The following is a 12,165-nucleotide window of genomic DNA, read 5'->3' as shown; positions in this document are numbered from 1 at the left end:
ATGACGACCGTTCGGATGCCGGCGAGAACGATGACCGTTCCGACGCTGGTCAGAATGATGACCGCTCGGATGCTGGCGAAAACGATGACCGTTCCGATGCTGGTCAGGATGACGACCGTTCGGATGCCGGCGAGAACGATGACCGTTCCGACGCTGGTCAGAATGATGACCGCTCGGATGCTGGCGAAAACGATGACCGTTCTGATGCCGGTCAGAATGACGACCTCTCTAACGATGGAGACGGCGATATCGGTTCAGACGATAGGGGTTAGATGACTCGAAGCGTGGCCAAGCGGCAAATTGGAACTAGATCCTCGTAGCAGCTAGCTGAATACGGATTTGTTCATATAGATTTGTTAGCTTTCAATCTTCAATGTCTGAAGCCATCGACAAAGGTTCGATCAAGTGCGGCCCTTGATTGCGCACGTTGCCGACATCCTTGCCAACCTCAAACCATTGAAATTCTTCTGTTGGCCGAAAGCACTCCAGGGCTAGTTCTCGCGCCCGTTCTGGAGTCGTTTCAGGATCTACCCATTCCCTCGCGTGCTCCGGCGACAACACCAAAGGTTTGCGATCATGGATATCAACCATGCCCTGATCACTTGCTGCCGTGATGATGACAAACCCGTCGCGCTCATCCGGTTCGAGATCGAGGTGCACTTCAGCGAGGCCAGCGAAGAACATCGGAATCTGCTCTTTTAGGGTAATAAAGTAGGGCTGCTTTTTCTTGGGATCAACGGGATCTTTGACCCACTCATACCAACCGTTCGCCGGTGCCAAGACTCTTCCATTCGGCCAGAGCTGCTTGAAAAACTTGCCGGACATAACTGTCTCAACTCGGGCGTTTATTGGGTCTGGTCGTTTCCCCTTGGCCCAGAACGGCGACCACCCCCATTTCACCTTATCGACGCGTAGTCCTTCCTCCGTCGGTCGAATGATTTCTACACGCGTCGTCGGCGCGACGTTGTAGCGCTCTATAGGCCAGAGGTCGTAGCCATTGATCACCAACTGCTTTGGCGCAAGCTCCTTGAGGTAGTGATCCATCGATTCGTAGATCGAGTAGCGTCCGCACATGATTCCACCCGTCGAAATTTCCTAGATATGAGATTGACCACACTCAGCCAAAATCGTTAACTGTATATACATACAGCTAACCATATCAAGGCCCGCACATGAGTGTCACCATCCTCGGCCCACTGTCCTCGGGCGGTCAGAAGCTACCCCTTTACTCGTTCCTCGTACCTGCAGGTTTCCCGTCGCCGGCAGCGGATCACATCGAAAAACACATCTCGCTAGATGAGCTATTCGATATCCGTGCTCCGCATGTGTACCTGGTCAAGATCGAGGGCGACAGCATGCAAGGGGCCGGGATTTACTGCGGGGATCTGGTGATCGTCGATCGCAGCCTGGATGCGGTGCATGGCGATATCGTCATAGCCGCACTCAACACCGAACCGGTATGCAAGCGCCTCCACAAGCTAGGGAACGATGTCATCCTCAAATCCGAGAATCCGAAATATCCTTCCCGGCATGTGATGGAAGGTGATGAGCTCACCATATGGGGTGTAGTCAAATATAGCGTTCGCGACCATGACAAAGCCTGAGCCGGTATTCGCGCTGATTGACTGCAACAGCTTCTACGCAAGCTGTGAACGCGTCTTCCGGCCTGACCTCGCCAAGATGCCCATTGTTGTGCTTTCGAATAACGATGGTTGTGTAATCGCTCGCAGTTACGACGCGAAGGAATTCGTGAAAATGGGCGCGCCATACTTTCAGATCAAAGACCATCTGCGCCGTAATGGCGTTGTGGCGTTTAGTAGCAACTACGCGCTCTATGGCGACATGAGCGAACGTGTGATGACGATCATTGAATCTATGGTGCCTGCGCTAGAGGTCTATAGCATCGATGAGGCTTTTGCCGATCTGACTGGGATTCCCGGTGACCTGACCGCCTTCGGTCGCACCATCCGCGCCGCCATTCAAAAGCGCACAGGCATCCCTGTCGGTGTTGGAATCGCCCCGACGAAAACCTTAGCGAAACTGGCAAACCATACGGCCAAGCGTTTTATCGATGAGACGGGTGGAGTGGTCGATCTTCGTGATGAATTCAACCGCAGCTGGACGCTTCGCAACACCGATGTGGGGGAGGTCTGGGGTGTCGGTAAGCGTATGAAAGCACACTTGGAAGTGATGGGGATTAGGAGCGCAATGGACTTAGCCCAAGCTGACGCCAGGATGCTCAGGGACAAGTTTAGCGTGGTGATTGAAAAGACGGCCCGCGAACTCGCTGGCACACCTTGCCTCGAACTGGGCGAGGCCGAGCCGCCGAAGCAGGAAATTTGCTGCAGCCGTATGTTTGGGAATCGACTGACGGATGTTGAGCCAATCAAAGAGGCGGTGGCCACATATGTGCAGCGCGCTGCAGAGAAGCTTCGGGCACAAAACTCACTGTGCAAAAAAATCCGAGTAAGCATCCGAACCGGGATGTTCAACCCCGAAGAAGCGAAGTACGCCAACGGTGCATTGGTCGAACTGCCATATCCAACCAACGACGTCCGGCTGATGACTAAGGCGGCGACGGAGGCAGTAAATCGGTTATTCAGGCCAGGGTTCAAATATAGCAAGGCAGAAGTGCTGCTCATGGATCTCCGCCAGCCTGGTGAGTTTACGGATGACTTATTCGCGCATTCGCAGCCTGCGGCTGCTGACAAAGTCATGAGTGTGCTAGACGAAATCAACGGACGATGGGGACGGGGAACGCTTCGTGCGGCCAGCGTCCCAACAGCACCAGCATGGGGGATGCGACGAGATCTTATGAGTAGCAGTTTCACCACGAAGATCGATCAGCTTTGGACGGTCAAAGCGAAATGAGCCAGCCCATACAGGCTACGTTCAATATGAAAATACTCAGACCGCTCGAAGGATTCAGCAGCCCGTTCCACACCGCGCTTTAGGACATCTAATGCCGCTTGGTCATTAGCTGGCAGCCCGGCATGCACTTTGGCTATCTACTTCAGAGACTACCTAAAACATGGCACCTGATATGAACACTCAAATCCGTCGTCAGCTGTACGGCATTAGCTCAGACCTGAAGTGGTCGTGCGTGGAACTGCTACGTATAGCGGAACGGCTTGAGGCAGCTGGGAACTCACCTGATTCACAAGCTATACATCGAATGATCCAGAATTTTCAGCAGGGCGAGTTGCGCCTCAGCGAAATAGCCGACGCGACCAGAGACGATGCCGTTCCTGCCTAAGCGTTTGCCGTCATTCGAACATGGATTTTTATGGTTAGAGGAATCGGATCGAACGTATGTGGGTAATTCAGTGGCTGCTCAACCGGACAATCTTGCCGTCGGTTGCTTCCTGCACAATACCTCGAAGAACATCTTCGGCTCCGTTCAGCTCTTGAGCCAAGGCAATAATTTTTAATGCCTCTTCATTGTTTCCGCTTGCGGCCAGTCGAACGGCAATGCTTAAAAGGCTTGTCGAGCAGGAGCTCAATGTTGATGCACTTCCCTTAAGCATCTTGCTGAACTCTTGTGTAGGAAGGTTCGGTTTCATTGGACTCCCATAAGCCGTCTCAGTCTAAAGCCAGGCGTTGACGCCGGATTTAACTACCCATAAATCCATAGCAGAGGAGCTGCAAATCACGCCCGTCGGCTAGTCTAAATTTGCTCCGATCCCCGCCGATAGCCTCTCTATAACCGAAGAGGCCGCTGTCCATGTTTAGCACCAAACTTAAGAACCAGCTTGCTTCCCAAGCGGCCGAGCTCTTGGAGCTTCGTCAGATACGCGATGGCCTGAGCCGTGAAATGTTAACGCTCAGCATTGATTCGACATTCAAAATCATTGCATGCAACGATAATTTTGCAGAGGCTTTGGGCTACAGCCAGGAGCAGCTGCATGGTCGTGCCATGGATGAAATCGTACCCCTGTACGTATCCAAATTACCGTGCTTTCGGAATTTCCGGGCAGCAGTCGCCGCAGGAAGATCCATTACCGATGAGTACCGTTATTTACACGCAGATGGCTCCTTGGTGTGGCTGCATGCGCATTGGCAACCTATCGCCGATGCTTCCGGCAATTTAAGCCATGTGACCTGCTACGCAACCAACATCACTTCCCGTTTGGAACAGGCTTCGGAAAACACCTCCTTCATTGATGCCTTACTCCGTTCGACTGCGGTAATCGAGTTCGACCTCTCGGGTCATGTGCTCAAAGCAAACGATCAGTTCTTGCAGGCGATGGGCTACAACTCGGGCCAAGCGAAGGGCAGCCATCACCGTATTTTCTGCAAGCCAGAAGAAACGTCTTCTCAGAAATACAAAGACTTCTGGTCGACCCTGAACAGGGGAGAGTTTGTCGCCGGCCGTTTTGAGCGCGTAGATAGTCGCGGCCACACCGTCTGGCTGGAAGCGACATACAACCCGGTCTATGACACCGAAGGAACCCTTTGCAAAGTCGTCAAATTTGCAACGGTGGTCACTGATCAGGTGGCACGTGAACAGGAGGTCAGCGAAGCAGCACAGACTGCTTTTGAGATTTCTCAACAAACTGATGTGACTGCTCAACGCGGAGCAGTCGTAGTCAACGACACAATGCATACCATGCGCAAAATTGCGGTAGATATGCAAGCTGCATCCGGGGGGGTAGAGGCGCTCGGGAAGCAGTCAGTGCTTATCAGCTCTATCATTCAGACGATCAGCAGTATCGCTCAGCAAACCAACTTGTTGGCATTGAATGCGGCAATTGAGGCCGCCCGAGCAGGTGAACAAGGTCGGGGCTTTGCGGTGGTTGCAGATGAGGTTCGACAGTTGGCGGGACGTACCAGCACGGCCACGGAGCAGATTGCCTCTGTCGTCTTGCAGAACCAAAAGCTGGTCGATGAAACCGTGGGTGAGATGGCCAACAGCAAGTCCCAAGCGGAGCAGGGGCTGGAACTTGCGACTCAGGCAGGACACGTTATTGTCGAAATTCAGGATGGTGCCAAGAAGGTGGTCGATGCCGTGGGCAGGTTTGCTACCCAGATGGTGTAATGATTGGTCAGGCGGCTAGGGCCTTGGCGACGTCATGGTGTCTATTTTGAAGGCTAAGTGCTCCCTTCAATGTAAGGCCGGGATCGCTGGCTCTACTTAGGTTGGAGTTAGTGCACTGATGTAGGCGGTTCAAGGTCGATGACTCAGTTGTGACATTTCCCAACGGCTGACCTAGTAGTGTTTTTAGGAGGTCGCTATCCGGGAAAGTACGTCTATCAAGTACCGATCTCGACGGGGAACGCTTCTAGACGTTCGGCCAGCGCAAACCATCTTTGGGTACAAAAATCCAGCCTTCTACTGGATCGATCTCCGGCAAGGGCTGGGCCAGCGAATCGGGTTCGTACTTGAATAACCAGCCTAACAAGGCGCAGGTAAGAGCGTCTTGAAGATCTACGTGCTCCAGACCCGAAACGAACTTCCTCACGACATGATCCTCCACCAACAAGTCTTCATAAAACGGGGTTCTGAGCTCGTCAACGCAATGCGACCGTTTGCAGGCTGATGGATAGGCTTCAATTGCCTGAAGCAGTTGTCCGTCAGTCCATACACCGCAAGTTTCCTGAGTTGGTGCGAACCGTCTGAGTACGTGCATACCCTTGGTAGCCTGACTTCCAATCATGTCCTTGATAGGGGAGAGCGGAGACAAGCCCATCTTGAATAGAAAGTGCTCGGTCTGCCGATGCAAATAGGGATTTTCAGACGCCAGACCAATGCTTGGCGCAGTTTTGTCTGATGTGAGCAAATCAATCAGCGGTTTGGAAAATCCCAATGGTGTGTCGATCGCCAAGGTGGTTTTCAAGGCTTCAGGTTTAAGGATCTCGATGCGGCACAACGCCAATAGGTTGCGTACAAAGTCTTGGGTACTAGCCGACTCGTTGATCGTAGACCTCAGATTTCCCCGCCATGGTTGGCCCATTATTTTGCGCTCGGAATCCAGAATCACCAGTGCGTCACGGCTTTTCGGGTTGTAGTCGCAATTCCAGCCACCAACGTCCCAACCAATGAATATTTTGCTCTGTAAGGCCATCGGGACGTTCCTCTGGAATTATAAATGGCTCACCATCGGGGGTGTTAAAGCGGCTACTTACTGCAGGTTGATCAGGAGGCCGACTGAGCATCATGGCGAGTCAGTCCCTTTCGAAAGCAGCGCGATCAAGCGCTGGTTGGCACCTTATCTGCAATTACCCGCTTTTCGATATCCTGCTGCCGTCGCCTCAGATTCTGAGCCGAATGAAATCTGGTTTTTGGACGACACTTTGTCGTAGCTCGGGCAGCCTGTTGGTAGGTGATAAACGTGGGTGTTTTTGTTCCCGATGATGGCTCCAGCGGAAGCTGAGCTGATCACCTGAGGCTCGGCGGGCACAGGCTTCACAGCGCGTGGGGGGAGGGTGCTTACAACACCGTCGCCAGATGGCTTATAACCCGAAGCCCATGAACGCTCTCCGATCACGAACGGGTTAGCATGACCCATGATCGCGGAAATGCGCCTGTTCCGTTCCAGCTCCCAGGCCGTCACCGGGAACTGCTTGTCCCATGCCATCAGCAACTGTTGCTGCTGACGCGACATGTTCAAGTTGTATCGATCAAACATGTAGAACGTCGTCCTCGCTACCAAACCCTTCACTTCGTCGCGCGGCTCGGCGGCACGCTGATCGAAATCGACTTTGGTCTTGCATTGGCCGTATTGCGGAGCGATACCAGAGGCCATTCCATAGTTGAAGTTGCTGCGATCGCCATTAACCTCACCTACTGAGGGGTACAGGTTGAAGAGGTCAGCTTCCATCGCACGGAATACCGGATCGTCATCCACGCAATGCTCGCGACCGCCGTTCTGCCAGCATTGGCGCTGATGCCCAAATGTCCAGGCCGGAACGATGTGTTCCCACTCCGTGCGCTCAGATCGATTTTCTTGTTTCCTGGCCTGAAGACCGCAAGATCCAGCGTCGATGCGACCTCCTGATTTTCCTACCCACGTCCACTTGCAGCCGCAGTAAAGCTCACCCATTGAGCTGCTGGCTTGATCCAGATAGACCTTTTGTTTGGCGACGATTTTAGCTTCGGTAAACGTGGCGGGCGGGGTGGCGTGGGCGGCGAGGATTGAAGATAAAGACAACGCTAAAGCAAGCAGTATTTTTTTCATGGTGACGGCAGTGGCAAATTAAGCGGCGCAGTATACGGGCATCTCCGGCTAAGCGAGTGCATCCTGCAGCCGCGTCATCGGTGCTCGACTATTGTTGAATCCTCTTCCAACAGAAGACGAGACCTGCCCGCCATGTACATCACCAAACAATTCAGTCCGCAGGAGATGTTCCGCCTCGTCTGGGAAACTCCCGTACTCCTCTTGGCACGCCAGATTGGGGTATCTGATGTGGGACTGGCCAAAGCCTGTCGTCGGGCAGGCATAACCCTACCGACCCGGGGCCACTGGGCCAAACCCGAATCCAAGCGGCCAAAGAAACCCAAGCCTCCTGTGTCCACGGACGTCATCGAATTTCGTGTACTTGATCCAGAGACGCTTTCAAAACTGCCTGCCAAGATGAGACCTTTGCCGAGTCGTCAAATCGCGATGCCATCTTCGCTTGTTGATCCACACCCGCTTGTAACGCGCTGGATCAATGCGGCCTGCAAAGCCAAGGTCGTCAACGGTTACTCCTCCCTGAAGCCAGGCGACTTCCTCGATGGCAGAGTATCCAAAGAACAGATTGTCCGCTGCGCTCTTCTGTACGACACGCTGTTAAAGGAGTCCAAGCTGCTGGGTTATGAGTGGAGCGTTCACTCAGCGGAAACGCAGATAATCGTTGGCGGTGAGAAGCTCCTGATAAATATTAAGGAGCGGATCACTCGGATGGAAATACCTAGGCCCCCGCCGCGAGCCTCGAAACCCGGCCAGCCGTGGATGCCTGATTTTTCAAACCTAGAACCTCGATATTCATGGCATCCAACAGGTGAGTTAAGCCTGCACATCGTTGCTAGCACGGAGCTGAGAGAACGCAAAAACTGGAGCGATACGAAGACCGGGCGACTGGAAGAAAAACTGGGCCAGATAATCGATACGCTACCGAGAATCGCGGTCTCCGTGAAAGCTTACCGAGAGAAATGGGAAGCGCAAGAGCATGAATGGGCGAGGCGGGCGCGGGAAAGCGAAGAGAAGGAAGAGCTAGCGCGTCGTGCCAAAGAGCTCAGGTCGAATTTGGTAGCAAATGCTCTCGACTGGGAAAGAGCAGAGCGGCTTCAGACGTTCATTAGTGCGGTGATCGAGACTGCGCCCAAAGATGAGCAATCACAGCAAGCGTTGGGGCTTTGGGTTACCTGGGCTCAGCGGCAGGTAAGCGTGTTGAATCCGCTCAGCCGACAAGGAGCCCCGGTATTCACAATGACGATACCGGTTGATCAGAGCAGCTACTCAAGAACAATACATGGCGTGCCCGATGATCCCGGCGACTGGTGGGACGATGCGTAAGCGTATTGATCGCAAGCCGTGCTCGCATAATCTTCATTTTTCTCATCACCAATCAGAACTCCTCGGAGCATGGCGGCAACACGCCGTCCGCCTCTTGTGATTGATGCGCTTCTGAAGGTCTCATAATTAAACCTAACAAATGTTTGATAGGTGTTGACGATTGGCACCAACCACAATATGGTCTGGCTACCTAACAACAGTTAGTCAAGTCCTTCGCCAACCTCCAGGATCGATCATGACCACTAAACTTCAGCTCTTTACTTCGCCGTCAGCGTTCCCCAACCCACAGCGACTGCGCCTGTTCATGCACGAAAAAGGCATCGCCGATCAGTTCAACGAGACCGTCTATGACATGGCGCCAAAAGGGGAGCAGCGCGGCTGGCAGCATCTGAACATGAATCCATGGGGTGAAACGCCCACGTTGAAACTCGCGGACGGTAGCTTCATTTCCGAAACGGCGGCCATCGCGCGATATCTGGATCAGTCGTATCCGGGCCGCAAGATCATGGGAGAAAGTGCGCTGGAGCAGGGACTCGATAACATGTGGGACAATCGCATCTGGGTGCACATCCTGTACCGAATCGTTACGGCGTTTCATGTCCTGCACACCGGCCTTGGATTCAAGCTCGAACTGACCAAAAACGAAGCTTGGGGAGAATATTGCCGCAAAGAGGCGTTGGCCCACGCAGCACTGGTCAATGGTCACCTGTCCGATGGTCGTGAATGGCTGCTCGGTGGAGATGCACCTACCTTCTCGGACATCACATTGGCCACGGCAATCGCGTTTTCCAAGTTCCCGGTCAATGCGACCCCGCTGGACGAACGTTTTGAGTTCCTGGACGCTTACTGGAAACGCTGGCAGACACGGCCTGCCTTCAAAGCAGCCTATGCCGATCGCAGCAGCGGTATTCCTGAGTTGGACTCGCTGCCCAAGTAACTTCGGGTAGTTGACTAAAGCCGTCGGGAGAGCAATGTCGCGATCCCGACGGCTTTATATTGGTCAGGCTTTCCATACTCGACTATGCAGTGGCTTGGCACATCTATTCCTGAGCCCGGCTTGACGGCAGTAAACCTGAGGAATGCGCTACCTAACAAATGGTAGGTTTTTCCTTTAGGATGGATCCATACCATTACGGACGTTCCGGACTAAGGCATCACCATGAGTATTAACGCTAAAGAGGCCATTTTGACAGCGGCCAGAAACATCGCCCAGTCACAGGGTTATAACGGCCTGAACTTCCGTGACCTTGCCCAAGCCGTGGGTATAAAAGCCGCGAGTATCTACTACCATTTCCCAAGCAAGGCAGATCTGGGGGTTGCTGTCGCTAAGCGATATTGGGAAGACGGAGCGGCGGCATTGGAAATTATCTCCCAGGAAACACCGGATCCCCTGCAAGCACTACACCGTTTCCCTGAGATATTCCGCCGCTCGCTTGAGGCGGATAACCGGCTCTGCCTGGGTAGTTTCGTCGGCGCGGAAACCGATAATTTGCCAACGGAGATGACTCAAGAGATCCAGGCGTTTGCTGAGGTAAATGTCGCCTGGATTAAAAAGCTTCTGGTAGCCGCGAAGGTTTCAAAACCAAAGGAGAGTGAGGTGCGAGCTCGCGCAATCTTTTCTGCAGTGGCCGGAGCTCAACTCATGGCAAGAAGCCGATCTGACATTTCGCTTTTCGACACTTTGATCAAGGCGTACCGGGTATCTGGGCCTCTACCGGCCTGACTGAGTTCGCAAATGGAAAGGGCGCTGTGTACCTACGTTTTTTAATGTCCGGCATTTAGACCAGATGAATTCTGTCAGGCTTTACCATGCTGTCCGTTGGTCTTTTTCCCATCACCGTACGCGAGCAGATGGAAATAAATCGCTCCCTCTTTACTCGCACGTTGATCGCACAAAGCGCAAGACGCCAACAATCTCGCTGCCTGCCTTCCTCACATGGTCTGAGGGATGGTTCCGCCCGTCATTGACAGGTATTTCCTCAAAATCAAAAGGGCTCACACCGTCCAGGCATGCAGCGTTAATCCCGAGTTGACTGGGATCAGATCGACGCTGGTGATGGGTGTAGATTCCGCACTTGGAACAAAAGTAATGCTTGGCGGTATGTGTGTTGAATTGATAAAGCGTGAGTGCGTGCGCTCCTGAAGCGACCCTGAAGTTTTCCAGGGTCGCCGTGACGGCAACGGCTCCCCTCATTCGGCAGTAAGAGCAATCACAGCGGCGCGCCGTCTTTAGCCCTTCCGTCAGGTTCACCTGAAAACGCACGGTGCCGCAATGGCAGGAGCCCACATATTCAGTTGGTTCGTTGTTCATGGCTATGATCACTAAGGATGTCGGATATTCGGGAGGCCGCAGTAGCAGGCCTGAGCAATGTGTGCCGAACAAAGCTTATCAATGTTGCATCAAGTGTCCCACGCCTCTTGATCGCTATTGAGAGACCCCTCGGACTACAGGAGGTGAGTTCCCACGCTTAATTATGACTAGGCCGCAGATTAAGACTTGATGGTTTGCAGACAAACCTGCGGATCACAGGCTGGCATAGGCGGCAGAGTCGGGCAAAGCAATTGCAGTGGGTCTGTCGCGCATCGGTCGCTTGGCTCGAACAACAGACATCGTCCGTCCTGACTAACGCATTGGCCGAACGCCGTCACAACCTTAGGCTGTTCGAGCACTGTTCAATTGAGTGGTTATTTTCTGGAGTTTGTCACAAGCTCAAGTCGTGGGGCTTCTGGTTCATCCAACCCCCACGGTAGCTCTGTGAGCTCGGCAATTAATTGAAATTCTTTCAGATACTCAGGCTGGTGTCTGGCCAGCCACCTCACAACGGAAGCGTTTGCCAAAAGCTTGGACAAGTAGCCCTTGATCACGGTCAGGTGCAGTACGTCAGGGCCGTAGTCGTCTTCGACTGTTTTGATTTGCATTTGTAGGGCGGCCAGCTCTCGCTCCAAGCGGGCAATCGACTCTGCGGAAACGTTCTGATCGTTGATTTTTTTTGCTTGTAGCGATAATTGATCTGGCTGGGTAGCAGCCAGAAGGGCTCGGGCGAACATGACCGACAGGTTTCTGTTCCCAAGCATCAATTCGGCAGCTTCCATTTGTCTTAGGGGCTTCATTTGCCGAAGAAGAATAAACACAGCGGCTGGGCAATTTGTGTCACCGAGAAGCCCGATGACCTCACTACAGATGCCATTAAGAAGACGAAATCTATGTTTGATCGTTTCTGGTGATAATCCGAGGGCCTTACCCAGTCGTTCGGCAGATACACCGCGCTCCATTGCCCGAACAATCATCCTATTGCTTTGGACGGCTGAGAGCCTGTTGATACGTTTGTTGTAGGAGTAGGTGTCATCCTCAGTCGCCACTAAACAATCGACCTCCAGCTCTCCTAGCTCCTTTAGTGCCTCAACACGTAAATGCCCGTCCAGCAAAAAGTAATGTCCACCTCTACCTGGCGCAAGGGTCACCACGGGCGGCTCAACTAATCCAACATCCTGGATCGACGCTACAATTTGCTGATATTTTTGGCTTTCTTTGACACCTGGTCGCAAGGCTTTCAGGGGCAGAACATCGGCTACCTTGACGCGAATGCAGGCATCTAAAAACGCATTTTTAGGCACGGTAGCGGGGCTTGGTTTGCTAGGTGTGGGTGCTTGGTCAGCCATTGCTATC

12 protein-coding genes and 2 pseudogenes are annotated in these 12,165 nt (G+C 53.2%); 8 read left to right on the top strand and 6 right to left on the bottom strand.

Going from position 1 to position 12,165, the window contains the following annotated elements; translation table 11 throughout:
- A pseudogene (locus ACWKV9_RS24395) lies at positions 1–272 on the top strand (hypothetical protein); the annotation flags it as partial.
- Positions 273–363: 91 nt separating this feature from the next.
- On the opposite strand, the gene ACWKV9_RS24390 reads toward ACWKV9_RS24395, so the two are convergent.
- Positions 364–1,074, bottom strand: coding sequence for an SOS response-associated peptidase (locus tag ACWKV9_RS24390; RefSeq protein ID WP_483838668.1), 711 nt, complete (start codon positions 1,072–1,074; stop codon positions 364–366).
- 98 nt (positions 1,075–1,172) lie between these two features.
- Here ACWKV9_RS24390 and ACWKV9_RS24385 point away from each other — a divergent pair, with 98 nt between their 5' ends.
- Positions 1,173–1,604 (top strand): LexA family protein, encoded by a 432-nt coding sequence (locus ACWKV9_RS24385; RefSeq protein WP_483838667.1) that lies wholly within the window; start codon positions 1,173–1,175, stop codon positions 1,602–1,604.
- A complete protein-coding gene (locus tag ACWKV9_RS24380) occupies positions 1,591–2,871 on the top strand; it encodes a Y-family DNA polymerase (protein ID WP_483838666.1) in 1,281 nt (426 codons plus the stop codon). The genes ACWKV9_RS24385 and ACWKV9_RS24380 overlap by 14 nt, the downstream gene beginning before the upstream one ends.
- Positions 2,872–3,323: 452 nt before the next feature.
- Here the strand turns inward: ACWKV9_RS24380 and ACWKV9_RS24375 are convergent, their stop codons facing one another.
- Entirely contained in the window at positions 3,324–3,563 is a 240-nt protein-coding gene (locus ACWKV9_RS24375; RefSeq protein ID WP_483838665.1) for a hypothetical protein, read from the bottom strand.
- Positions 3,564–3,724: 161 nt separating this feature from the next.
- On the opposite strand from ACWKV9_RS24375, the pseudogene ACWKV9_RS24370 reads away from it, so the two are divergent.
- A pseudogene (locus tag ACWKV9_RS24370) lies at positions 3,725–4,501 on the top strand (PAS domain-containing protein); the annotation flags it as partial.
- A 99-nt stretch (positions 4,502–4,600) separates the two neighbouring features.
- Entirely contained in the window at positions 4,601–5,038 is a 438-nt protein-coding gene (locus ACWKV9_RS24365; protein WP_483838704.1) for a methyl-accepting chemotaxis protein, read from the top strand.
- 244 nt (positions 5,039–5,282) lie between these two features.
- On the opposite strand, the gene ACWKV9_RS24360 is transcribed toward ACWKV9_RS24365, so the two are convergent.
- Both ACWKV9_RS24360 and ACWKV9_RS24355 read right to left on the bottom strand, forming a co-directional pair.
- Positions 5,283–6,065, bottom strand: a complete 783-nt coding sequence (locus ACWKV9_RS24360) for a hypothetical protein (protein ID WP_483838664.1) — start codon at positions 6,063–6,065, stop codon at positions 5,283–5,285.
- Positions 6,066–6,209: 144 nt separating this feature from the next.
- Positions 6,210–7,178, bottom strand: coding sequence for an endonuclease (locus tag ACWKV9_RS24355; protein ID WP_483838663.1), 969 nt, complete (start codon positions 7,176–7,178; stop codon positions 6,210–6,212).
- Positions 7,179–7,310: 132 nt separating this feature from the next.
- On the opposite strand from ACWKV9_RS24355, the gene ACWKV9_RS24350 reads away from it, so the two are divergent.
- The 3 genes from ACWKV9_RS24350 (at position 7,311) to ACWKV9_RS24340 (ending at position 10,221) form a co-directional block, all read left to right on the top strand.
- Complete coding sequence (locus ACWKV9_RS24350) at positions 7,311–8,498, top strand: hypothetical protein (protein ID WP_483838662.1); 1,188 nt, start codon at positions 7,311–7,313, stop codon at positions 8,496–8,498.
- A 235-nt stretch (positions 8,499–8,733) separates the two neighbouring features.
- On the top strand, positions 8,734–9,435 hold the full coding sequence (locus ACWKV9_RS24345) for a glutathione S-transferase family protein (protein WP_483838661.1): 702 nt from the start codon (positions 8,734–8,736) through the stop codon (positions 9,433–9,435).
- A 222-nt stretch (positions 9,436–9,657) separates the two neighbouring features.
- Entirely contained in the window at positions 9,658–10,221 is a 564-nt protein-coding gene (locus ACWKV9_RS24340) for a TetR/AcrR family transcriptional regulator (protein ID WP_483838660.1), read from the top strand.
- Positions 10,222–10,371: 150 nt separating this feature from the next.
- Here the strand turns inward: ACWKV9_RS24340 and ACWKV9_RS24335 are convergent, their stop codons facing one another.
- Both ACWKV9_RS24335 and ACWKV9_RS24330 read right to left on the bottom strand, forming a co-directional pair.
- Complete coding sequence (locus tag ACWKV9_RS24335) at positions 10,372–10,809, bottom strand: GFA family protein (RefSeq protein ID WP_483838659.1); 438 nt, start codon at positions 10,807–10,809, stop codon at positions 10,372–10,374.
- A 374-nt stretch (positions 10,810–11,183) separates the two neighbouring features.
- Entirely contained in the window at positions 11,184–12,158 is a 975-nt protein-coding gene (locus ACWKV9_RS24330) for a plasmid partitioning protein RepB C-terminal domain-containing protein (protein ID WP_483838658.1), read from the bottom strand.
- Positions 12,159–12,165: the final 7 nt, after the last annotated feature.

It is taken from the genome of Pseudomonas corni, assembly GCF_057128765.1.
Note: the sequence above shows the minus strand (reverse complement) of the source record. Positions and strands in the feature narration are given on the sequence as shown.

Excerpts from the sequence above, each read along its gene's own strand:
- ACWKV9_RS24360 (WP_483838664.1), bottom strand. The coding sequence starts at position 6,065 with ATGGCCTTACAGAGCAAAATATTCATTGGTTGGGACGTTGGTGGCTGG.
- ACWKV9_RS24355 (WP_483838663.1), bottom strand. The coding sequence starts at position 7,178 with ATGAAAAAAATACTGCTTGCTTTAGCGTTGTCTTTATCTTCAATCCTC.
- ACWKV9_RS24330 (WP_483838658.1), bottom strand. The coding sequence starts at position 12,158 with ATGGCTGACCAAGCACCCACACCTAGCAAACCAAGCCCCGCTACCGTG.
- ACWKV9_RS24380 (WP_483838666.1), top strand. The coding sequence starts at position 1,591 with ATGACAAAGCCTGAGCCGGTATTCGCGCTGATTGACTGCAACAGCTTC.
- ACWKV9_RS24345 (WP_483838661.1), top strand. The coding sequence starts at position 8,734 with ATGACCACTAAACTTCAGCTCTTTACTTCGCCGTCAGCGTTCCCCAAC.
- ACWKV9_RS24335 (WP_483838659.1), bottom strand. The coding sequence starts at position 10,809 with ATGAACAACGAACCAACTGAATATGTGGGCTCCTGCCATTGCGGCACC.
- ACWKV9_RS24375 (WP_483838665.1), bottom strand. The coding sequence starts at position 3,563 with ATGAAACCGAACCTTCCTACACAAGAGTTCAGCAAGATGCTTAAGGGA.
- ACWKV9_RS24390 (WP_483838668.1), bottom strand. The coding sequence starts at position 1,074 with ATGTGCGGACGCTACTCGATCTACGAATCGATGGATCACTACCTCAAG.
- ACWKV9_RS24365 (WP_483838704.1), top strand. The coding sequence starts at position 4,601 with ATGCATACCATGCGCAAAATTGCGGTAGATATGCAAGCTGCATCCGGG.
- ACWKV9_RS24385 (WP_483838667.1), top strand. The coding sequence starts at position 1,173 with ATGAGTGTCACCATCCTCGGCCCACTGTCCTCGGGCGGTCAGAAGCTA.
- ACWKV9_RS24340 (WP_483838660.1), top strand. The coding sequence starts at position 9,658 with ATGAGTATTAACGCTAAAGAGGCCATTTTGACAGCGGCCAGAAACATC.
- ACWKV9_RS24350 (WP_483838662.1), top strand. The coding sequence starts at position 7,311 with ATGTACATCACCAAACAATTCAGTCCGCAGGAGATGTTCCGCCTCGTC.